The 21,810-nt window shown below is 56.5% G+C and carries 17 protein-coding genes; 13 read left to right on the plus strand and 4 right to left on the minus strand.

What is annotated here, in order from left to right; translation table 11 throughout:
- Nucleotides 1-35: 35 nt before the first annotated feature.
- On the minus strand, nucleotides 36-1,745 hold the full coding sequence (locus GN112_RS00665; protein WP_155308451.1) for a sugar phosphate nucleotidyltransferase: 1,710 nt from the start codon (nucleotides 1,743-1,745) through the stop codon (nucleotides 36-38).
- A complete protein-coding gene (locus GN112_RS00670) occupies nucleotides 1,742-4,216 on the minus strand; it encodes a 1-acyl-sn-glycerol-3-phosphate acyltransferase (protein WP_162458717.1) in 2,475 nt (824 codons plus the stop codon). Before GN112_RS00670 ends, GN112_RS00665 begins: the two co-directional genes overlap by 4 nt.
- A gap of 507 nt (nucleotides 4,217-4,723) precedes the next feature.
- On the opposite strand from GN112_RS00670, the gene GN112_RS00675 reads away from it, so the two are divergent.
- Nucleotides 4,724-5,005, plus strand: a complete 282-nt coding sequence (locus GN112_RS00675) for a hypothetical protein (RefSeq protein ID WP_155308453.1) — start codon at nucleotides 4,724-4,726, stop codon at nucleotides 5,003-5,005.
- A 362-nt stretch (nucleotides 5,006-5,367) separates the two neighbouring features.
- The gene (locus tag GN112_RS00680) at nucleotides 5,368-5,688 is read left to right on the plus strand and encodes a hypothetical protein (protein WP_155308454.1); all 321 of its coding nucleotides are present in this window, start codon (nucleotides 5,368-5,370) and stop codon (nucleotides 5,686-5,688) included.
- Between the two features lie 65 nt (nucleotides 5,689-5,753).
- Here the strand turns inward: GN112_RS00680 and GN112_RS00685 are convergent, their stop codons facing one another.
- On the minus strand, nucleotides 5,754-6,932 hold the full coding sequence (locus GN112_RS00685; RefSeq protein WP_155308455.1) for an exo-beta-N-acetylmuramidase NamZ family protein: 1,179 nt from the start codon (nucleotides 6,930-6,932) through the stop codon (nucleotides 5,754-5,756).
- A gap of 222 nt (nucleotides 6,933-7,154) precedes the next feature.
- On the opposite strand from GN112_RS00685, the gene GN112_RS00690 reads away from it, so the two are divergent.
- The 9 genes from GN112_RS00690 (at nucleotide 7,155) to sppA (ending at nucleotide 15,746) form a co-directional block, all read left to right on the plus strand.
- Nucleotides 7,155-7,904, plus strand: coding sequence for a cobalamin biosynthesis protein CbiA (locus GN112_RS00690; protein ID WP_231716900.1), 750 nt, complete (start codon nucleotides 7,155-7,157; stop codon nucleotides 7,902-7,904).
- A 78-nt stretch (nucleotides 7,905-7,982) separates the two neighbouring features.
- Nucleotides 7,983-8,207 (plus strand): 4Fe-4S dicluster domain-containing protein, encoded by a 225-nt coding sequence (locus GN112_RS00695; RefSeq protein WP_155308456.1) that lies wholly within the window; start codon nucleotides 7,983-7,985, stop codon nucleotides 8,205-8,207.
- Nucleotides 8,208-8,230: 23 nt separating this feature from the next.
- On the plus strand, nucleotides 8,231-9,310 hold the full coding sequence (vorB, locus tag GN112_RS00700; protein ID WP_155308457.1) for a 3-methyl-2-oxobutanoate dehydrogenase subunit VorB: 1,080 nt from the start codon (nucleotides 8,231-8,233) through the stop codon (nucleotides 9,308-9,310).
- Nucleotides 9,311-9,315: 5 nt separating this feature from the next.
- Complete coding sequence (locus tag GN112_RS00705) at nucleotides 9,316-10,053, plus strand: thiamine pyrophosphate-dependent enzyme (RefSeq protein WP_155308458.1); 738 nt, start codon at nucleotides 9,316-9,318, stop codon at nucleotides 10,051-10,053.
- Between the two features lie 10 nt (nucleotides 10,054-10,063).
- Entirely contained in the window at nucleotides 10,064-10,603 is a 540-nt protein-coding gene (locus tag GN112_RS00710; protein ID WP_155308459.1) for a 2-oxoacid:ferredoxin oxidoreductase subunit gamma family protein, read from the plus strand.
- Nucleotides 10,604-10,696: 93 nt separating this feature from the next.
- Nucleotides 10,697-11,791, plus strand: a complete 1,095-nt coding sequence (gene hisC / locus GN112_RS00715) for a histidinol-phosphate transaminase (RefSeq protein ID WP_331457505.1) — start codon at nucleotides 10,697-10,699, stop codon at nucleotides 11,789-11,791.
- 35 nt (nucleotides 11,792-11,826) lie between these two features.
- Nucleotides 11,827-12,486: a (d)CMP kinase gene (gene cmk / locus GN112_RS00720; RefSeq protein WP_155308460.1), complete on the plus strand. Its 660-nt coding sequence runs from the start codon at nucleotides 11,827-11,829 to the stop codon at nucleotides 12,484-12,486.
- 379 nt (nucleotides 12,487-12,865) lie between these two features.
- Nucleotides 12,866-14,608: a 30S ribosomal protein S1 gene (locus GN112_RS00725; protein ID WP_155308461.1), complete on the plus strand. Its 1,743-nt coding sequence runs from the start codon at nucleotides 12,866-12,868 to the stop codon at nucleotides 14,606-14,608.
- A gap of 247 nt (nucleotides 14,609-14,855) precedes the next feature.
- Nucleotides 14,856-15,746: a signal peptide peptidase SppA gene (sppA, locus tag GN112_RS00730; protein WP_155308462.1), complete on the plus strand. Its 891-nt coding sequence runs from the start codon at nucleotides 14,856-14,858 to the stop codon at nucleotides 15,744-15,746.
- A 67-nt stretch (nucleotides 15,747-15,813) separates the two neighbouring features.
- Here sppA and GN112_RS00735 read toward each other — a convergent pair whose 3' ends face one another.
- A complete protein-coding gene (locus tag GN112_RS00735) occupies nucleotides 15,814-16,422 on the minus strand; it encodes an L-threonylcarbamoyladenylate synthase (RefSeq protein ID WP_155308463.1) in 609 nt (202 codons plus the stop codon).
- Between the two features lie 309 nt (nucleotides 16,423-16,731).
- Between GN112_RS00735 and guaB the strand changes: the two genes are divergently transcribed.
- On the plus strand, nucleotides 16,732-18,198 hold the full coding sequence (gene guaB, locus GN112_RS00740) for an IMP dehydrogenase (protein ID WP_155308464.1): 1,467 nt from the start codon (nucleotides 16,732-16,734) through the stop codon (nucleotides 18,196-18,198).
- Nucleotides 18,198-21,746, plus strand: coding sequence for a DNA polymerase III subunit alpha (gene dnaE / locus GN112_RS00745; RefSeq protein WP_155308465.1), 3,549 nt, complete (start codon nucleotides 18,198-18,200; stop codon nucleotides 21,744-21,746). Before guaB ends, dnaE begins: the two co-directional genes overlap by 1 nt.
- Nucleotides 21,747-21,810 lie beyond the last annotated feature (64 nt).

Genomic DNA, 21,810 nt, shown 5'->3' on the forward strand with positions numbered 1-21,810 from the left:
TTTTTTTTATGAGTCGGGTATTTTGCGTTTGCCGGTTACAACGCCACGCGCGAGGTCAGGCGGGCTATTTTTCCAGCGATTGCCTGCAATTGGGGAAGATGCAGGCCCTCGAGAAGCTGAATGTGGTTTTCCAGCATGCCGGCGGCTGCCGGAATCCATTTCTCAAATTCGGGTTTGTTTTTGACGCGCGACAGAAATCCGAATGCACCCAACATTTGCAGGTTGCGGGTCACCGTACAGCAGTGATACCCGCGCATGAATTGATCCGGATCGCACCTTCGTCGATGTGAAACCGGTTCAACCGCCGTTTGCAGCAGACGTTGCCGCAGGCCAGTGTCGAGATTGACGTAGGGATCGATGAGCAGGGAGGCCAGGTCGTACTGGATCGGCCCCTTGCGGGCTCCCTGGAAATCGATCAGGTACGGGCGGCCGCCCCGGATCATGATGTTGCGCGATTGAAAATCGCGGTGGATCAATCCTTCGATCGCGTTTGCCATGGTTGCCTGGGCCAGTTGAGTGAACTCCTTGTGTAGATCCGCATAATCGACCGCCAGATTCAGGCAGCCGTTTAGAAACGCATCCACGAAATACCGGCACTCTTTTTCCAGAATCAGGGCCACATCGTAGGCCGGGCTCTGGCAGGTCCAGGAGGGATCAAAGGTGTCCGCGGCCTTGGCGGTCAGGTTTATCCAGACATCGATGACTTGACGGTAATGCCGTTCGACAACATCGGGGGTACGCGCTTGGTTGACGGCCTGCTGCAGATGGCAATCGCCCAGGTCCTCCAGAAAAACCAGACCGCTGAATGGATCACGGGCATGGATGCGCGGGACCGGGAGGCCGGATCGGTACAGATGGTCGCCGATATTGACAAAGGCGTTGAATTCACTGCCCGTGGGGTCCGGGGTAATGCCGTGGTCGGCCAGGATCAGTTGCTGCGTGCCGCTTTTCAGACGAAACCAGCCGCGATCGGAACCGTCACCGCTCAGCGGCCGACAATCGATGGCCGCTGGGGGCGTGCCGCCGAATACCGACTGAAAGACATCCGGTGCCATGGCATCCACAACGGCGTCACGATAGCGCTGCGGATCGCCCATGTCCTGCCAGTAATGACCGTCGGTCACATGGGCGTGGATGGGCATGCCGTCATCGATCATCTGCTGGTAGACGGAAATGATGTCGCAGAAACCGTGATCGGGAATTCGTTCGACGATCCGCCTGTCCATCACATGAATGCCGGTAAAGGCCAGCTTCCGTTGGCCCGGAGGGGTAGCGCGGCCGGAGAACCGGGAAAACCCGCGGATGCAATTATTCGTGTCGATCCCCACCTGGTTGAACGGCGGGCGATCGTGCATGACCAGGGTCACCGTCCTGCGAGCCCGGCGATGCGTTTCATAGACCCTGGCGATATCGATATCGGTCACAATATCCGCGTTGACCACCACGAACGGCTCAGCATCCCAAAACGCGGCCAACTGGCGGATGGCCCCACCGGTGCCGAGAATGGCGGTCTCCCGGCTCAGATGTACGGGCAGCCCGAAGTCGCTTGCCGACAAATAGGCATGGATCTGATCGGCCAGGTGGTGGGTGTTGACGGCAACTTCCGTACACCCGGCACGTTTCAGGTGCACGATCATCCTGCCCAGGACCGGTGTGCCGCCAACCGGAAACAGGGCCTTGGGGATGGTGTCGGTGTAAGGGGCCAGGCGGGTTCCGAACCCGGCAGCCAAGATTAGCGCCTTCATGGGTTGATCAATGCCAGGTAAGTGTTGATGAGCGTTTCAAAATGGGCGATCCGGGGCTCATCGGCATGGTTTTTAATGCCGCTTGCGGAGAAATAGGTCAGCCCATTGCTGTAGTTGATCCGGGACACTGATTCAATCAGGTTGATCTCTTTGTTCTTGACCATCTGGAGGCCGATGCCCTGGATCTTTTTCAACCGATCCTTGGTCTCCAGCTTCTCTTTGCGATTGGTTCTGAGAAAATGGAGCACCACTTTATAGGATTCAAAATAGGGCTTCATGAACGCGGCGAACAATCGCAACTTGCGATACCCGGCGGACGTGATCTGATATCTGTCAGGTATGGTTGGGTGGGGCATGAGAATGGCGTCATCAATGAACGCTTTGATGGTTTTCCTCACATAGTGGACCGCCGGCCGATCCAGATCGAAGGCAAATTCATATTTGAAAAAATCCTGGAAAAAACTGTATTCGTTATGCAGATCCACGGCGCTGAACTGGAAGGCGTCTTTTTTCAGAATGGCCAGCGCGGTGAACGCAGCCGGAACAAAATAGGAGACACTGTTGTTTTTGTAAAATTCCAGGAGGCTGCGCTTGCCGGAATTGACCCGGTAGCCGGACGGTGCCTCGTTCAAATCCTTGTCTCCGAGGGCCTTTTCAATAATTTTGCGTGACAGATAGTGCTCGATGGCATTTTCCATGGCGCCGGTGGTGTTGAGAATGATGGTGTCGGCCAGCTTGGCTTTCTGCATGGTGGCCCAGCGCAGGTATAGTTTGGCGATGTCGATCAGCTCTTCCTGGGTGAAACGCGGTCTGGGGAAATTCAGAATGGCGGCCGCTACCAGTCCATGGGGGGTGACCACGGTCTGTTTGTCAATGGCGTTGATGATCCGCCATCCCAGGTTGCGGCACAGGGCGTTGATCTCTTTCTGGGGCATCCGGTCCAGTGCGGCGGGACCGTCGGCAACCAGCTCCCGGGTGGATATGGGATCATGAAAATTGATATAAATTTTGCCATACCGTTTTTTCAGAAAACGACGCGCCCGGAGCACCTGGCTGAGGTTCTCATCCTCTTTTTTGCCTCCCTCCACCTCGTGGATGTAGGCATGCTCTTCGATGATCCGGTCGTAGCCGATGTAAACGGGAACAAAGATCATGTCCTCGCAGGCACCATTGCGGTAAGCCTCCAGGAGCATGGAGATCATTCCCAGCTTGGGCATGAGCAGCTTGCCGCTGCGACTCCGACCGCCTTCAATGAACAGTTCGAGATTGAACCCTTCTTCGAGCAGTTTGTGGATGTAGGCGGAAAAAACACGTGAATAGAGTACCGCGCCCCTGAATGTCCGGCGCAGAAAAAACGCTCCGCCGGACCGAAAGATCGGGCCCAGAGGCCAGAAGGAGAGGTTTTTGCCTGCGGCGATATGAGGGCAGGGCATGTTGTGGTTATACAACACGTAGGAAAGAATCAGATAGTCGATATGGCTTTTATGGCAGGGAATCAGGATCAGGGGGCCTTTGCGGGACATGGCCTTGACCCGGGAGAGACCGGCCTTGTCGATGACGGCCCCGTCAAACATGCAGTTGATAATCCACCCCACCACCGCAGCCATGATCCGGATCATGGGCGGGCTGTAGCGGGCGGCGATTTCGTCGATATAGCCGTCGGCCTGTTTCCTGATCTTGTAGATCGGTTCCTGCCTGGATTCGGCGTGTTTTTTTATGAAACCGCGTATGCGGTCGCTGGTCAGGATCGACTCTTTCAGTTCCTCATTGGACTTTAAGACCGGTCCGGTGATGCTCTGGCGGTGACGGTTGTGCTGCATCAGCAGTTGCCGCCTGAGTTGAAGGGCCAGGTAATCGGCGCTTTTCTCAGGGTTGACACGCTGACCGAGCCACTGGCGCAGATTGAGCGGTTGCGAGAGTTCGGTGAAAAACTTTCCGGGAAAGCGAACCAGAGTGGCCAGTTTTCTCAGCGTTCCGGGGCGTTGGGCCGTCCCGAAAACGGTATCCAGCAAACTGGGCATCGCCGGCTGGGGGTGCTTGCTGAAAAACATCAATTGGGGAACCAGGTAAATGGGACGGGCGATGGTTTTCTGCAAGTCGATCAGGTATTCCAGTGGATCGTTTTTCTCTTTCACGAAGCGACGGTAAAACTCTTTTTTTTCGACCAGGAAAAGCATGGCACAGCCCGATTCGAGCAACGCACGGCGGTAGTAATCGGATCGATAGGGGGATGGGATGCGGCGCAGCCGAACGAGCGTATCCAGATAGGCCAGACAGATGCGGAAGATGCGCGACAGGGATTGCCAGAAATAGATGTCGAGGTCAAACGACAGTTGCGGAGTGGGCAAACGCAGTTGTCGGTAGCGGGTATGGGCAAAGAGAAATTCGAACCGGCTTTTGTATTTAATGGTATACACAACGATGGCATCGTCGGGAATATTTTTCAGAATATCGGCCTGTTCAGCACCCATGAAAATTCCCGAGAACAGGCGGGACAGGAAAAAACCGGAAATTTTTCCCGGAGGGCTGAGCAAAAAACAGAAAAAGTGATCATATGAGTTTTTTAGCAATCGATCGATCCAATGGCGAAATCGGGAAGCTATCGAAGCGATACGGCGCTTTTTTTGATTATTCATAATTTGAGCGTGTTAGATTCCGGAAAAGATGGTCGTTGGCAATAATTTTGAAAAATAACAAAAGCATTACCCCTTTGCAATGCCAGATTCATCGGAGAAAAATATGCTTGCGCTGCCCCTGCTTCTATGTTATTGCCTTATAACTTGATGGTATCGTTACCAAGTTGCTATCTATTTGAAATCTCATTTAATATCCATGAACAGGCAAATCATCCGGCAATGCTGGAAGGCGGCGGGAAAAGGCAGGCACGTCGAACCGGCGACTTATTTCCACAGCAGGTCGGCAAATCCGTTTTAGTTAGTCTAACTCAAAATAAGGTTTTAGAAGGAGGATGATTCTCTATGAAAACGTTAATTGGTGGAGCGGTGGCAGCGGTTCTTGGCCTGATTGGCCTTTCTGTATGGTTTTGCGAATTCCTTCAGCTCCTGGCCGGTGCGATTCCGGTGATGCTGCTGCTGGGCGGTGGCTTGGCCCTGTATCTGGGTTTTGATGAACTCAAGGATACCTGGAAAAAAGACGATACTGAAGCCGATGCCAGTGATGCCGATGACGATACCGAAAAATACAAAAAAGAGATCGACGACCTTAAAAAAGAGATCGAAACCCTGAAGTCAGAAAAATAAGCATAATCCCCTCGCAAATTTGAAAATGACGCCCCGATCGATTTTCCGGTCGGGGCTTTTGTTTGCCCACCTTGTCCGTGCTGTCGGCCATTTCTTAGAGAGAACGATATTTCTTCAGTTTGACATTTCCGGATTTTCTACATAGGCTCATTTGCTTTGGCGACCCATTGCCGGTTCAGCCGGAGGATCGCCAATCGTGGAGGGTGCGGCCGTTACCTTAGCCATACTGGGAGGCGGCTGCCTGGTGTTAACTCGTGTCTATCCAAAGTCGGTCAGTTGGGCCTTGATGAATGGGCACGAATGGAAAATGCGTTGACCAGTCCCATATTGTGTTAGGATGAGGTGCACCAAAGGTAGTTTTCATGTTTCCAAAGCCGATCGACAACGACTTGCCCTTGACTATTGACGACGCCGTTCAATTACTCCTGGCCGACCTGCCGCTTCTGGACCGCACGCGGCTGGGCGCAATGGAACCGGAAGAACTGGATTGGATTAACCGCATGGTCGGTCTTCAGATCGCCAAGGATTTCCGCCTGTGGAGCGGCAATGATATTCTTCTGAGTGCCTGCCTGGAAGCGGCTGGCGATTCAGAAGCGGGCACCGACGGCGACCCGACCATGGTCATTATTCATGCGATGTGGAAAAAGTTGCAGGAGACCCATGTACTGCGGCCGGTGAAATAACCGTCCACCCTTTCAGTGCCTGATGAGCCAAGGCACCCATCGACGGAATGTTAAAACGTCATGGGTCAGTCGGTTTCGTAAAGGCCGATGCGCTCGGCCTGACGGCGATAGGTCGACAGGGCAGACGACCACGCCTGGGCAAGTGTACAGAGCGGCACCCCATTTTCGATTGCCCTGCGGATCTCCGGATCGCCGATAATCAGATCCATGGGCAGGCGTTCGTATTCGTATTCATAGGGCGGCTGTTTATAGCCGAAGCATTTTTCATACATTTGAAAAATGGCCTGATAAATGGCCAGCGACAGGGTGTAGGGACGGTAGGCCTCAGGGTCGGTGACATGGATCTGAAACCCCTGGCACAACTGACCGGCCCATTTGTTGGATGTGGGCTCGAAGGCCACCGGTCTGAGTGCCGCGCCGGATCGATACTCCTTATCGATCTTTTCCAAGAGGGCGTCCGGTTCGATAAAGGGGGCGCCGAAAAGCTCGAACGGCTGGGTCGTGCCCCTGCCTTCGGAGATGTTCGTAGCCTCCCAGAGCACCTGACCGGGGTAAACCAGGGTCGAGGCCGGGGTGGGCAGATTGGGCGACGGGGCCACCCAGGGCAGACCGGTCTGCTCGTAGGTCATGTTTCTGTTCCATCCCCGCATGGCCACCACCTCGAGTTCACAGCCGATTTTAAATTGCGTGTTGAACAGGAGGGCCAGCTCACCGATGGTGAGACCATGGCGCATGGGAATCGGATAGCGTCCCACGAACGAGGCGCATTCCGGTTTGAGCAGGTTGCCCTCCATGCGGCCTCCGATGGGATTGGGGCGGTCCAGGACGACGATTCGCTTGCCCAGTTGCCTGGCGGCTTCCATGCAGTGGGAGAGGGTGTAGATGAACGTATAGACCCGCGTGCCCACATCCTGCAGATCGACCAGCAGGGTGTCGATGGGATCCAGCATGGCCGGCGTCGGAATACGGGTCTCCCCGTAAAGGGAAAATATCGGCAGCCCGGTTGCCGGATCCAGCCGGTCTCCCGATTCGATCATGTTGTCCTGCTTCTCGGCAAAAAAACCATGCTGCGGGGAATAGAGCGCCGTAAGCTGACCCGGCACGGCGCTGGCAATGCGATGGCGGGCATGCACCAGCCGGAAATCCACCGACGCAGGATTGCATAGCAGGCCCAGCCGCTGCCCCTTGACCCATGATTGCGGAGACTCAAGAAATACCTCGAGTCCTGTTTTAACCGTTACCATCTATATTTTTCCTTACTTTGACAATTGGGGTTGCTGTCGTGACCGGCCCGTTGAAAATGAGATTCCTTTAGCATAGCTGCCGACGTCACGAAAGCCGAAACCCCGACCTTCCGGCAAACTCCTTGACACGGCCGTTTTTAAAAAATATGTATCACACTTCCTTGTCGGGCGCTTCCGACAACTGGCCGTCCTTCCTGACATCCTCCGGCAGGTATCAGCATCGTGAAGACGGCACTGTTCAACGCGAATGCAAAGGACCTGTATCGATTGAAACTGGAACTCAGCGGCATTGTTATTATCGTTGGTGCGTATGGTAGTGGAAAAACCGAGGTGGCCGTCAATCTCGCCGTTCACATGAATGCCCGGGGAACGCCGGTCCGTCTGGCTGACCTGGATCTGGTCAATCCCTACTTCAGAACCCGTGAAGCCCGTCATTCCCTGAGTCGCCTGGGCATCGATGTGGTGCTACCGCCGGCGCAGTACATGCAGGCGGATCTGCCCATCCTCACCCCGGAGGTTTCCGGCATGCTAAGACGCCCGGCCGGGCTCACGTTGCTTGACGTCGGCGGCGATGACGTGGGTGCAACGGTGCTGGCGGCCCTGGCCGATGCCATGCAGGGACAGGCGGTTCAGGTGCTTCAGGTGATCAACCCCAACCGCCCGTACACCGAGACCGTTGCCGGATGCCTGACGATTCGGGATGCTATCGAGGCAAAGGCCAAAATGAAAATTACCGGTATTGTCGGCAACGCGAATTTGATCGAAGAGACCACCGCAGACGACATTATTGCCGGATACCGGTTTGCCCGTCAGGTGGCCGAGGCAGCAAGGGTTCCCCTGGTGTTTGTCACGGCGCTGCAGACGCTGTTGGCCGGTCTGGACGAACGGAACATCCAATGCCCGATCCTGCCGTTGAGACGACAACTGGTACCGCCCTGGAAACTGGCCGAGGCCTTTGAACCGGCGGTTTAGGACGGAACGGGCAGCGATTATCGTTTCAAATTTCAAATTTCAAATTTGAGATTTCAAATCAAAGGAGCGAAGCGACGAATGGCTTATCAACACATCATCGAGAAGGACCGCTGCAAAGGCTGCGGCCTGTGCATCACGGTCTGTCCCAAGAACGTTTTGGAGATTTCGACCGAGGTGAACGCCAAAGGGTATTTCCCCGCCTATCAGGCGCGCCCGGAGGACTGTATCCATTGCACCATGTGCTGCATTATGTGTCCGGATGTGGCCATCACGATCATCGAGACCGAGGAATCTGACGCCTAAGCCGCGCCAGTGAAGGAGAAAGCATGGCAAAAATACTGATGAAGGGAAACGAGGCCATCGGCGAGGCGGCCATCCGCGCCGGATGCCTGAACTATTTCGCCTATCCGATCACCCCGCAGTCGGAAGTGGCCGAGTATCTGGTGCGGCGTATGCCCGAGGTGGGCGGGGTTTTCCTGCAGGGCGAGAGCGAGGTGGCCGTGGGCTACATGCTTTTTGGCGCCGCTGGCGCGGGGGCGCGGGTGTTCACCACCTCATCGAGCCCGGGGATCAGCCTGATGAGCGAGGCGATCAGCTATATCGCCGGGGCCCAGTGCCCGGCGGTATTTGTTAATATTATGCGCGGGGGCCCGGGCCTGGGCGGTATCCTGCCTTCCCAGGGAGACTACTTCCAGGCCACCAAGGGAATCGGCCACGGGGACTGCCGGTTGCTCGTCATGGCGCCGGCATCCGTCCAGGAGGCGGTGGAGATGGTCATGATGGCCTTTCCGCTGGCCGAGAAGTACCGCAACCCGGTAATGATTTTGGGCGACGGACTGATTGGGCAGATGATGGAGCCGGTGGAGTTTCCCGACCATCTCAAGACCGAGCCGTCCAACAAGGACGCCTGGGCCTCAAACGGTATGGACCACCGGGGAAGCAAAACCCGTAACTTGGTGAAATCCCTGTTTCTCGATCCGGTCCAGCTTAACGACAACAACCTGGCCTTGAAGGCCAAGTATGAGCGCATGCGTGCCGAGGATGTCCGTTCCGCGGCGTACAACATTGATGGTGACTACCCGGTGCTGCTGGTCAGTTACGGCACCATGAGCCGGGTCTGCCGCACGGCCATCGACATGCTGAAAGACGAGGGCATCGAGGTGGGCATGATTCGCCCCCAGACCCTGTTCCCGTTCCCGGAAAAGGCCGTGGCCGATGCGGCGGCCAAACCGTCATGCCGGCATGTGCTGAGTATCGAGATGAGCATGGGACAGATGGTGGAGGATGTGGATCGCTGCATCCGGGGCCGCGTGCCGGTGGAGTGGTACGGCAAGTGCGGCGGGGATATCCCCACCCCCGAGGAGATCATCAGTGTGGTCAAAGCGCGGATTGCCGGAAAGGAGTAAGATCCATGGGAAAGACATTCAAGAAACCGGACGTGCTTACCGACGCCTATACGCACTACTGCCCGGGCTGCACCCACGGGGTGATCCACCGTCTGGTGGCCGAGACCATTGACGAACTGGGCATCCGCGGACGCACGGTGGGCATCGCGCCGGTGGGCTGCGCGGTAATGGCTTACAACTATTTTGACTGCGATTTTCAGGAGGCGGCCCACGGACGGGCCCCGGCCATGGCCACGGGCATCAAGCGCGTGCGGCCCGACCTGATGGTCTTCACCTACCAGGGCGACGGCGATCTGGCCAGTATCGGCATGGGCGAGATCATCCACGCGGCCAACCGTGGGGAGAAGTTCACCACGATCTTCGTTAACAACGCCATTTACGGCATGACCGGTGGGCAGATGGCGCCTACGACCATGCCTGACCAGCGCACCACCACCAGCCCCCTGGGCCGCAACGTGGCGGAGGTGGGTATGCCGATCAAGATGGCCGAACTGCTGGCCGCCCTGCAAACGCCGGCCTACATTACACGCCAGACGGTGATCAAGCCCAAGTACATCACCAAGGCCAAGAAGGCGATCAAACAGGCCTTCACTTACCAGATGGAAAACCGTTGTTTCAGTTTGGTGGAGGTGGTCAGCACCTGTCCCACCAACTGGGGTATGACGCCGGTGGAGGCCGTGGAATGGACCGAGAATACCCTGCTGAAGTACTATCAGCCGGGTGACTACAAAGTTCCGGCATAAAGGAGGTACCATGCAGAGCGAAATCATGTTTGCCGGATTCGGTGGACAGGGCATCATGTTGATCGGTAAGATTCTGGCCCACGCCGCCATGGAAGAGGGCTTCGAGGTCGCCTGGGTACCGTCCTACGGCCCGGAAATGCGCGGGGGCACGGCCTATTGCACCGTTGTGGTGGCCGACCGGCCGATCGGCTCGCCGATCATCAAAAACCCTTTGCACCTGGTGGCCATGAACGGCCCCTCGCTGGAGAAGTTCGCCCCCACGGTGAAACCGGGTGGCATTATTTTTATCAACAGCTCCCTGATCAACTTCGGCAGCGGCCGCGACGACGTGGATGAGTTGCGCGTGCCGGTGATGGAGATCGCCAAAGAGGCGGGCAACATGCGTGCCGCCAATATCGTGTGCCTGGCCGCCTTCGTGGCCCGCAGCGGGGTTGTTTCCATGGAAACCCTGAAGCACTGCATCTGTGAGGAGTTCGGAAACAAACCCAAGCTGATTCCCCTCAACATGGATGCCGTGGCCGCCGGAGAAAAAGCGGCGAAGAAAAAGTAGAATCGCGTCCCTTTACCGCCATACGGTGGCGGGGACGGCTATTGATCATCTGCCGGGATGCGTATCCCGGCAGTTTTGTTCCGCCGGTGAAAAATGATGAAACTCAATATCCCCGATTATATCCAGGCCATCGCCCCCTATGTTCCCGGTAAACCGCTGGAGTCGCTGGAGCGTGAATACGGCATCTGCGATTCGGTCAAGCTGGCCTCCAATGAAAATCCCCTGGGTCCCAGTCCAAAGGCCCTGGCGGCTATTCAGAACAGTCTTGCCATGCTGCACCGCTACCCGGACGGCGCCGGTCATTGCCTGACCGAGAAAATTGCTGCAGTGAACGGGATCGCTCCGGAGAATGTGGTGATCGGGAATGGTTCCGACGACATCATTGCGCTTCTGATTCGCGCCCTGGTGCGGCCCGGCGACCGGGTGGTGGTGCCCAAGCCCTCGTTTCTGATGTACGATATCAGCGCCAATGCCGCCGGTGCGGTAGTGGATTCCATACCGTTAAAGGACCTGAGCATGGATCTGGACGGCATGGCCGCCCGGGTGGATGCGGATACTCGGCTGGTTTTTATCTGCAATCCCAACAATCCGACCGGCACCGTCATCAGCCGCGAGGCCTTCGAGGCCTTCATGGAACGGCTGCCGGAAGGGGTGGTTGTTGTGGTCGACGAAGCCTATATTGAATTTGCCAGGGACCCGGGGTGCCTGAAAACCGGACAGCCGATGGATCTGAAACGGCCCATCGTCACCCTGCGTACATTTTCAAAGGTTTACGGGCTTGCCGGCCTGCGCGTGGGCTACGGTATCATGCCGGCAGCCCTGGCCGAGGTGATTCACCGCGTCCGGCAGCCGTTCAACGTCAATTCCATGGCCCAGGCCGCCGCCGTTGCCGCCCTTGACGACACGGATTTTCTCGAAAAAAGCGTCGATCTGGTTCATCGGGGGCTCGAAACCCTTTACGCCGGCCTGGATGCCCTGGGGCTGGCCTACCATAAGACCGAGACCAACTTTTTTCTCATCGATATGGACCGGTCGGCGGCGGAGGTATTTGAAAAAATGCTGCGCAAGGGGGTCATCGTTCGATCCATGCAGTCCTATGGATTCCCCACCTGTATCCGGATCAACGTGGGGCTTGAACATGAAAACCAGCGATTTATGAAAGCGCTCGAATCGGTTATTCAGGCGTAATGCATAAATGAAACGCGATTTCCCGGGAAGTTGTCATGACCGCAACCATGCTGCTGATCACCATCGACGGGCCGGCCGGTGCCGGCAAGACCACGGTCAGCAAACTGCTGGCCGAAAAATTGGGTTACCGGTACCTGGACACCGGTGCGCTGTATCGGGCGGTTGCCGTTGCCGCCCAATTTGCCGGTGTGTCGGCGGAGGATGATCAGAGGTTGGACCAATTGTGCGCTAACCTTCGGATTCACATGGCGGCCGACCGGTTGTTTTTGGACGGAGAGGACGTCACGGAGCGCCTGCGATCGCCGGAAATCACCATGCTGGCCTCGGCAGTGTCGGCCCGGCCGGTGGTTCGCAGCGCCCTGTTTGGCATTCAGCGTGAAATCGGGCGCTCCGCCGGGGTGGTGGCGGAGGGGCGCGACATGGGGACCGTGGTCTTCCCCGAGGCTGACGTCAAGTTTTTCCTGGATGCATCGGTGCGGCAACGGGCCCAGCGCCGGTTTGGCCAGTATTCCGATAAGGGGCAGAGCTTAGCTGTGATCGAGAAGGATATCCGGCGCCGGGATGAAAACGACAGTCAGCGGGACATCGCCCCCCTGAAACCCGCTGCCGACGCCCTGACCATCGACTCTTCCAGCATGACGGCCGGACAGGTGGTCGATCTGATGATGTCGCACGTCTTGCCCCTGCTGAAATGACGCGCATGGCAGCGGGCCATGCCCCTGGTCCGCCACACAGGGCAATCGCATGTAACTATTTGTTGCTTTTTTACCCGCTATCGACGGGTCACAAATGTCAAATATCCAATGAAAAATGCCAACTGGTGGTATTCTGTCCATTTATAATCGATAGGATCCTTCAATTGACATTTGGATTTTACCATTTGGCATTGATTGAATCGGGGCGACGGGTTTGCGCTCACGCCACCGATCAGAATACATACAAATATGATCGCCTTGGTCCGCCATAAATAAACCATTGCATTTCGATGAAAATTCTTGTAGAGTCCATAGGCTATACTGCTTGCAACTGCATTTTGCAGTAAATAAAAGAGGCTAAGGGGGTAACCATCAGTCCATGGACAACTTTGTAGACAACGAATCAACAGAAGAAGAATTTGAGAAAGACAGTGTGACCGGCGAAAGCATGGCCGAGCTCATGGATCTCTATGAAGAGAGCTTCAAGCGCTTTGCCGAGGGTGAGGTCGTCAACGGAAAGATCATTTCAGTGGACAAGGACCACGTTCTGGTCGACATCGGCTACAAATCCGAAGGCCAGATCCGCATCCGTGAGTTTGAAGAGGATGGGGTGGTCAAGGCCGAGGTGGGTGACACCGTCGAAGTGATGGTAGAGTGGTGGGATGACGAAAACGAAGTGGTCGTCCTTTCCAAGGAAAAAGCCGAAAAAGTCAAGGTGTGGGACGATATCAAAACTCGTCACGAAGCCGACGAGACCATCACCGGTACCATTACCAGCCGTGTCAAGGGCGGGTTCTCCGTGGACATCGGTGTTCAGGCTTTTCTGCCCGGATCTCAGGCCGATCTCCGGCCGATCCGTAACCTGGATGAAATGGTCGGCAAGGAATTTGAGTTCAAGATCCTCAAGTACAACCGCAAGCGCAGCAACATCGTGCTTTCCCGGCGGGTGTTGCTGGAAGAGGAACGCGAGGAGAAGCGGGCCAAGACCCTGGCTTCCATCCACGAAGGCAAAGTGGTCGGCGGTATTGTCAAGAATCTTACCGAATACGGTGTTTTCGTCGATCTGGGCGGGGTAGATGGGCTGCTGCATATCACCGATATCTCCTGGGGGCGGGTCAAGCATCCGTCCGAGCTGTTTAGCGTGGGCGATGAGATTCAGGTCAAGATCCTCAGCCTGGACCTGGAGCGCGAACGGGTTTCCCTGGGTATGAAACAGCTCACCGAAGATCCCTGGGCCAGTGCCAGCGAAAAATATCCGGTCGATTCGCGGATCAGCGGCAAGGTGGTCAGCCTGACCGATTACGGTGCCTTTGTCGAACTGGAGGAGGGCATCGAAGGCTTGATCCATGTCTCTGAAATGTCCTGGACCCGAAAAATTCGGCATCCCTCCAAAGTGGTGTCCGTGGGTGAGATCGTCGATGCCGTGGTTCTGGATATCAAGCCGGAGAACCGGCGCATCTCTCTGGGGATGAAACAGGCCGCACCGAATCCGTGGGATGTGATCAGCGACAAATACCCGGTCGGGACCACGATTGAGGGCAAAATCAAGAATATTACCGATTTCGGTTTGTTCATCGGGATCGACGAGGGCATCGACGGATTGGTGCATATTTCCGATATCTCCTGGACCAAACGGATCAAGCATCCTTCCGAAATTTACAAAAAGGGGGATGTCATCCAGGCCATCGTACTGGAGATCGACAAGGCCCAGGAGCGTTTCTCCCTCGGCGTCAAGCAACTGCAGGCCGATCCGTGGGATACGGTGGCCGAACGTTACGAAGTCGGCAAGGAGATTACCGGTACCGTTACCAACGTGACGGATTTCGGTGTCTTTGTCGAACTGGAAGAGGGAATCGAGGGGCTGGTGCACGTCTCCGAAATCAGCAAGGAGAAAATTAAGACGCCGGTGGGCCAGTTTGAAGTGGGACAGATGCTGACCGCCAAAGTCATGAATATCAACAGTGATGAACGCCGTATCGGCCTTTCTATCAAACGGCTCGACATGGAGGATGACCAGGAACTGCTCTCCGAGTATGTCAGCAACATGGGGCCGGCAACGTCCAGCTTTGGTGAAATCCTTCGTGAAAACCTGCAGGAAAAACTCAACAACGAAGACCAATAAAACCGCTGATGGTTGATTTGATGCCGGCGGACCTGCCAGACAGGTCCGCCGGCTTTTTTGTATCGGCCGCCGGGTTGCGATACCTATGGGAGGAACCGACTTTCCGTACTGATGACTCTTCCTACTTTACCGACACCGAAATTACTCGGAATGCGGCCCCGACGATTCCCCAGCGGCCTTTTTATCGGCCGGACATACGGCCAAATGGCTGTTTTCAACCCAATGACGACCCAATGAGGAACGAGTCATGTTTAAAAGACGCCACCCGTATCTTTTTTTTCTGATGATCACCTTATCCCTATTTACCGTACTGATCTTAGGGACGATGGCCATGACGGTGTGGATTGGCAAAAGCACCGGGGCTGGGGATGGCGAGGCGGTTGGGGTCGTTGAGATCGAAGGTCCCATCGCCGATGCGCGGGATGCCCTCCAACAGATTCGTCAGTTCCGGGAAGATGAAGATATCAAAGCCATCGTGGTGCGAATCGATTCTCCCGGCGGGGCTGTCGGGCCGTCCCAGGAAATCTACCGTGAAATTCGAAAGACCGTCGGCACCAAAAAGGTGGTGGCCTCCATGGGGGCCGTTGCCGCCTCCGGTGGCTATTATGTGGCCTGTGCGGCGGACGGCATCGTGGCCAATCCAGGAACGATTACCGGAAGTATCGGCGTTATCATGGGTTACACCAATTTTCAGCAACTGCTGGATAAGATCGGAATGGTCCCTGTGGTGATCAAAAGCGGCCCCTATAAAGACACCGGTTCCCCCACCCGCGAGATGCGCGAGGATGAACGGGAACTGCTTCAGGCGGTGACCCACGGTATTCACGAACAGTTTGTCACCGCCATCGCCGAAGGCCGGAAGATGGCGCGCGAGAAGGTGGTTGAAGCTGCGGACGGTCGCATTTTTACCGGTGAAACGGCCTTGCAGAAGGGGCTGGTCGACCGCTTGGGCAACTTTGAGGATGCCCTGGCGTGGGCCGGGGAACTGGGCGGTATTGATGGACCGGTGGTTCCGGTCTATGCGCCGGAAGAGAAACTGTCCCTGATTCGCTATCTGCTTTCCGCGTCAATGGTTCCGGGCTGGCTGTCCAAGCTGTTTCAGCCGGGGGTTTATGCCGAGTACCGCTATCAACCCTGACGGATTCGTAAAAATCCCGATATCGGCGCCTGCGCGTATCCTTCGTCTGAAAGCCGGGGAAAGCGGGTTATTCGAAAAGAGCGATGTCACCCAATCCTTCACGGATGATTTCCGGTACGTCATCTTCCAGGGAGACGACACTGGAGGGCATGCCGGAAACCGGGCCGCCGTCGATCACCGCATCCAGCCGGGAACCGAAATGGTCATGAATCAGCGATGCATCATGAAAGACGTCACCGTCAGGCAGGGTGGCACTGGTGGAGATGACCGGATTGCCCAATGCCTGAACCAGGGCCAGGCAGATGTTGTTGTCGGGAACCCGGATGCCGGCGGTTTTGCGTTTGGTGAGCATGATTTTGGGAACCAGTTTGGAACCGGTCAAAATAAAGGTGTATGGACCCGGCAAAAGTCGTTTCATGGTCTTGTACGCGTAGTTTGATACTTTGGCATACTGGCTGATGTTTTTCAGATCGGCACAGATAAAACTGAATGGCTGGTTTTTGTGGCGCTGTTTGAGCAGATAAATCTTTTCGATGGCGCGTTTGTTCATGATATCGCAGCCGATGCCGTAATAGGTATCGGTGGGGTAGGCGATCAGCCCGCCATTTTTCAGAATGTCCGCCACTTTGTCGATCAGCCGCTGCTGAGGGTTATCGGGGTTGATGGTAAACAGCATGATGGCGCCACGGCTCCTGTGGGTCAACCGCGAAATGGCAAGCTTCAGATCGCCTCCGGAAACCCCAACGGCGAGAACTGTGCGTATCGCGAGAAAAGGTACTCTATTATGGTCGGCCAGGTGTGTCAAGCCGCCAAATAAAGATTGATAAAGCAGCATGCATTTGTTAATTTGCTTGCTTAATCGGTTTTGACCTGACGCGTATGCTGCTTCGCCTTCACAAACGCACAGCGGCAACCGGTACACTTTCCGATCATGAATACCACCGCCGACCATCCGGCCCATTTCCATATGAATTTGGAGGACGCCATGACCCACCTGATCCCAGAGGAAGCGTATTCCTTTGATGATGTACTGCTGCTTCCCAGCTATTCCGATGTGCTTCCCAAAGATGTCGATACCCGTACCCGCCTGACCCGTGAGCTGACCCTCAACATCCCCATCGTCAGTGCCGCCATGGATACGGTCACCGAAGCACAGACGGCGATCACCATGGCCCGTGAGGGCGGGATCGGATTTGTTCACCGCAACATGAGCATTAAAAATCAGGCCATGGAAGTGGACCAGGTAAAAAAATCGGAAAGCGGCATGATCGTCGATCCGTTGACCATCGGCCCGGACCGGCCCATCGAAGAGGTGATGACCCTGATGGCCCGCTATCGCATTTCCGGTGTGCCGGTGACGCGCGGCGATCAGTTAGTGGGCATCGTTACCAACCGTGACCTGCGCTTCGAAACGGACATGACCAAAAAGGTCAACGACGTGATGACCAGCAAGAAACTGGTGACGGTGAGTGAAGGCATCAGTCTGGAAGATTCAAAGAAAATGCTTCACGAGCATCGTATCGAAAAACTGCTGGTGGTGGATAAAGACGGCCGTCTGACGGGCATGATCACCATCAAGGATATCGAAAAAATCAAAAAATATCCCAATGCCTGCAAGGACAGCATGGGCCGTTTGCGTGTCGGTGCCGCCATCGGAGTGGGCCCGGACATGATGGAACGGGCCGAGGCCCTTTTAAAGGCCGGCGCCGACGTGATCGTGATCGACACCTCCCACGGCCATTCGGGCAATGTCATCCGTTCGGTGCAGCGGCTCAAGGCCGCATTTTCCAACCTGCAGCTGGTGGCCGGCAACGTCGGCACCGGTGAAGGCGCGCAGGCTTTGGTGGATGCCGGGGTGGATGGTATCAAGATTGGCATCGGACCGGGTTCCATCTGCACCACCCGCATCGTTGCCGGTATCGGAGTGCCCCAAATATCGGCCATCGTCAACTGCCGCACGGTTTCGGAAAAGACCGGCGTTCCGCTGATCGCCGACGGTGGCATCAAGTTTTCCGGTGACATCACCAAAGCGCTTGGCGCCGGTGCCCACACAATCATGATCGGCGGCCTGTTTGCCGGTACCGAGGAGAGTCCCGGAGAAACCATTCTCTTCCAGGGCCGCAGCTACAAGGTCTACCGGGGAATGGGCTCTTTGGAGGCCATGAAAAAAGGCAGCAAGGACCGCTATTACCAGACCGAACAGGAGAGTGACGACAAGCTGGTGCCCGAAGGAATCGTCGGTCGTGTGCCTTACCGAGGAACCCTGTCCGGCAATATCCACCAGCTCATCGGCGGCCTCAAAGCCGGTATGGGATACGTGGGCTGTCGCACCATCGAAGAGTTGCGCGAAAAAGCCCGTTTTGTGAAGATCAGCGCCGCCGGTATGCGCGAAAGCCATGTCCATGACGTTATCATCACCAAGGAAGCGCCCAACTACCGCGTGGACAACTAATGAGCCAGCCAGCCACTTCCGATTTTGTCCATCTGCATGTGCACACCCAGTACAGTTTGCTCGACGGCGCCATCCGGCTCGGCGATCTGTTTAAAAAAGTCAAGGAATTCGGCATGCCGGCCGTGGCCCTGACCGACCACGGCACCATGTTCGGCGCTCTGGATTTTTACCAGCAGGCCACATCGGCCGAGATCAAACCGATCATCGGTTGTGAGTGCTACGTGGCCCCCAGGACCCTGGCGGACAAGACCCCTTTGGACAAGCAGGGCACCCGGCATTTGGTATTGCTGGCCGAGAATCAGACCGGCTATCGCAACCTGTGCAAACTCGCCTCCGTGGCCCAGATGGAGGGCTACTACTACAAGCCGCGCATTGACAAAACGATCCTGGCCGAGTACGCAAAAGGGCTCATCGCCCTGTCGGCCTGCCTGAAGGGGGATATCCCCCAGCATATCCTGGCCGGCCACATGGACGAGGCCGAAGCGGCGGCGCTTTACTACCAGAAGATATTCGGCGAGGGCAATTTTTTCCTGGAGCTGCAGCACAACGGCATCCCGGCCCAGGAAAAAGTCAACCAGGGCCTGGTCGAACTGAGCGGCAGGCTTTCCATTCCGCTGGTGGCCACCAATGACTGCCATTACCTCAACCGGCAGGACGCCAAGGCCCACGAGATCCTGCTCTGTGTTCAGACCCAGAAGGTCATCACCGACAGCGACCGTTTCGTCTTCGACTCCGACCAGCTTTACTTCAAGTCGCCCGAAGAGATGAAGGGCTATTTCAGCGACTATCCCGGGGCCATTGAGAACACCGTGGCCATCGCCGACCGCTGCCACATCGAGTTCGATTTCAACACCTACCACTTTCCCCAGTTCGATCCCCAATCGGGAAAGACCGCCGACCAGCTGTTTGACGAAATGGTGCGTGAGGGGTACGAGCGGCGCATGGCCGTCATCCGCGAGAATACCCCTGATCTGGACGAGGCGGTCTATCGCGAGCGGCTGGAATACGAGATCAAGACCATCAAGGACATGGGCTTTCCCGGTTATTTTCTCATCGTGGCCGACTTTATCGGTTACGCCAAACAAAACGGTATCCCGGTGGGACCGGGCCGGGGATCGGCCGCCGGCAGCCTGGTCTCTTTCGCCCTGTTCATCACCGACCTGGATCCCATCGAGCACGGTCTGATCTTCGAACGCTTCCTCAACCCGTCGCGTATCAGCATGCCCGACATCGACGTGGATTTCTGCATCCACGGCCGGGAGCGGGTCTACAACTACGTGGTCCAGCGGTACGGCGGCGGGGATTACGTGGCCCAGATCATCACCTTCGGCAAAATGAAGGCCAAACTGGTGATCCGGGACGTGGGCCGTGCCTTGGGGCTGCCCCTGGCCGAAGTGGATACCATTGCCAAGCTGATTCCCGACAGTCTCAAGATGACCATCGACAAAGCCCTCAAGGAGGAACCCAAGCTGGCCGAGATGGTCGACGCCGATCCGCGGATCAAGGAATTGATCGACATCAGCCGGTCCCTTGAGGGGCTCTCCCGTCACGCCTCGACCCACGCGGCCGGCGTGGTGATCGGTGACAAACCCCTGGTGGAGTACCTGCCCCTGTACAAAGGCAAAAAGGGCGAGGTGGTCACCCAGTTCGATATGAAAAAGGTCGAGGATATCGGCCTGGTGAAATTCGACTTTCTGGGGCTGCGCAACCTGACCGTCATCGACAATGCGCTCAAGAGCATTGACGCCCAGGGCAAGGATGTCCCCGATCTGGCCCATCTGCCCTTTGACGATGAGAAGACTTACGACCTGCTGCAGTCCGGCGACACCACCGGCGTGTTTCAGCTGGAATCCAGCGGCATGAAGAACCTGCTGGTGCGCCTTCATCCGGAGTCGTTCGGCGATCTTACCGCCCTGGTGGCGCTATACCGTCCCGGACCGTTGGACAGCGGTATGGTGGACGATTTTGTGGACCGCAAGCATGGCCGCAAGGAGGTGGTCTACCCGGTCGACAGCCTGGCCCCGATTCTTGAGGAGACATACGGGGTCATTGTTTACCAGGAGCAGGTCATGCAGGTCGCCGGTGTCCTGGCGGGATACACCATGGCCGATGCGGACAGCCTGCGCAAGGCTATCGGCAAGAAGATCGAGGCCCTGATGGCCAAGCACCGTGAGAAGTTTGTCGACGGTGCGGTTGAAAACGGCGTGGACCGGAAAGTGGCCACCGAGTTGTTCGACCTGATCGAGAAGTTCGGCGGCTATGGTTTTAATAAATCCCACAGTGCCGCCTACGCCCTGATCGCCTATCAGACCGCCTATCTCAAAGCCCATTTTCCCGTTGAGTTCATGGCCGCCCTGCTGACCAGTGAAATTGACACCATTGACGGGGTGGTCAAGTTTATCAACGAATGCCGCAGCCACGGCATCGAAGTGCTTCCACCGGACATCAACGAGAGTGCCACGGTGTTTACCGCTGTGGAGGGACGCATCCGTTTCGGCCTTGCCGCCGTCAAGAATGTGGGTGAGGCGGCGGTCGATCTGATCATCAAGGAACGCGAAGAGAACGGACCCTTTGCATCGATTTTCGATTTCTGCCAGCGCGTGGACCTGACCAAGGTGAACAAACGTGTTCTCGAAAGCCTGATTCGCTGCGGTGCGCTGGACTCCACCGGTGTTTACCGCTCTCGGTTGATGGCCGTTCTGGAAGAGGCCTTGGACTATGGTCAACGCATCCAGCGGGAAAAAAACAGTGCCCAGATGAGCCTTTTCGATATGGGGGGCGGGCAGGAGATGACCCTCAACCTGCCGGTGGTTCCCAATATCGACGAGTGGGACGATCACGAAAAACTGCAGCAGGAGAAGGAGACGCTGGGGTTTTACGTTACCGGTCACCCGCTGGATCGTTATCGGCCGATCATGGAGAAATTCACCAATGTGGATGCCATCAGCATCCGCGAGATTGCCGACAAGAGTGCCGTGCGCATCGGCGGCACCATCAGCAGTGCCAAGGTGATCCGCACGCGCAAGGAAGAGCTCATGGGATTTGCTACGGTCGAGGATTTGAATGGCGGGGTAGAAGTCGTGGTCTTCCCGTCGCTCTACTCCAGTTGCGCCGATCTGTTGAGTGTGGATACGGCGGTGCTGGTCCAGGGCGTGGCCCAGGTCGAGGAAAACGGGGTCAAAATTCTTGCCGACGAGATCATTCCCATGGAGGCTGCCGAGGAGACCTGGACGGTCGAGGTGCGTCTGATGGTCGACCCGGAGAGCACCAGTCGCGAAACCCTGACCCAGGTGCAAAAAGCCCTCAAACGCTATCCGGGGTCCTGCCGTGGCTACGTGCATATCTGCCTGAAGGATCAGGCCGAAGCCGTGATTTCCATGACCGAGGACCTGCGGATCCGTTATTGCGACGCCATGACCCGCGAAGTCAACGCCATTTTGGGCTACGATGCCGTCCAGACCCGGTGCAGCGATGCGGCCAGCGCCATGCGCAGCAGTGATGCAAACAACGGCCGCCGGGGCAACGGCCGCCAGTACGCCCGCAACTGATCGCCCATTTTATAGCATTCAAGATAATGTTTTTGGGCGGCGTTATCGGTCGTCGCGGTATAGG

Source organism: Desulfosarcina ovata subsp. ovata, from assembly GCF_009689005.1.
GTDB lineage: Bacteria > Desulfobacterota > Desulfobacteria > Desulfobacterales > Desulfosarcinaceae > Desulfosarcina > Desulfosarcina ovata.

Excerpts from the sequence above, each read along its gene's own strand:
- GN112_RS00665 (WP_155308451.1), bottom strand. The coding sequence starts at position 1,745 with ATGAAGGCGCTAATCTTGGCTGCCGGGTTCGGAACCCGCCTGGCCCCT.
- GN112_RS00670 (WP_162458717.1), bottom strand. The coding sequence starts at position 4,216 with ATGGGTGCTGAACAGGCCGATATTCTGAAAAATATTCCCGACGATGCC.
- GN112_RS00675 (WP_155308453.1), top strand. The coding sequence starts at position 4,724 with ATGAAAACGTTAATTGGTGGAGCGGTGGCAGCGGTTCTTGGCCTGATT.
- GN112_RS00680 (WP_155308454.1), top strand. The coding sequence starts at position 5,368 with ATGTTTCCAAAGCCGATCGACAACGACTTGCCCTTGACTATTGACGAC.
- GN112_RS00685 (WP_155308455.1), bottom strand. The coding sequence starts at position 6,932 with ATGGTAACGGTTAAAACAGGACTCGAGGTATTTCTTGAGTCTCCGCAA.
- GN112_RS00695 (WP_155308456.1), top strand. The coding sequence starts at position 7,983 with ATGGCTTATCAACACATCATCGAGAAGGACCGCTGCAAAGGCTGCGGC.
- vorB (WP_155308457.1), top strand. The coding sequence starts at position 8,231 with ATGGCAAAAATACTGATGAAGGGAAACGAGGCCATCGGCGAGGCGGCC.
- GN112_RS00705 (WP_155308458.1), top strand. The coding sequence starts at position 9,316 with ATGGGAAAGACATTCAAGAAACCGGACGTGCTTACCGACGCCTATACG.
- GN112_RS00710 (WP_155308459.1), top strand. The coding sequence starts at position 10,064 with ATGCAGAGCGAAATCATGTTTGCCGGATTCGGTGGACAGGGCATCATG.
- hisC (WP_331457505.1), top strand. The coding sequence starts at position 10,697 with ATGATGAAACTCAATATCCCCGATTATATCCAGGCCATCGCCCCCTAT.
- cmk (WP_155308460.1), top strand. The coding sequence starts at position 11,827 with ATGACCGCAACCATGCTGCTGATCACCATCGACGGGCCGGCCGGTGCC.
- GN112_RS00725 (WP_155308461.1), top strand. The coding sequence starts at position 12,866 with ATGGACAACTTTGTAGACAACGAATCAACAGAAGAAGAATTTGAGAAA.
- sppA (WP_155308462.1), top strand. The coding sequence starts at position 14,856 with ATGTTTAAAAGACGCCACCCGTATCTTTTTTTTCTGATGATCACCTTA.
- GN112_RS00735 (WP_155308463.1), bottom strand. The coding sequence starts at position 16,422 with ATGCTGTTTACCATCAACCCCGATAACCCTCAGCAGCGGCTGATCGAC.
- guaB (WP_155308464.1), top strand. The coding sequence starts at position 16,732 with ATGACCCACCTGATCCCAGAGGAAGCGTATTCCTTTGATGATGTACTG.
- dnaE (WP_155308465.1), top strand. The coding sequence starts at position 18,198 with ATGAGCCAGCCAGCCACTTCCGATTTTGTCCATCTGCATGTGCACACC.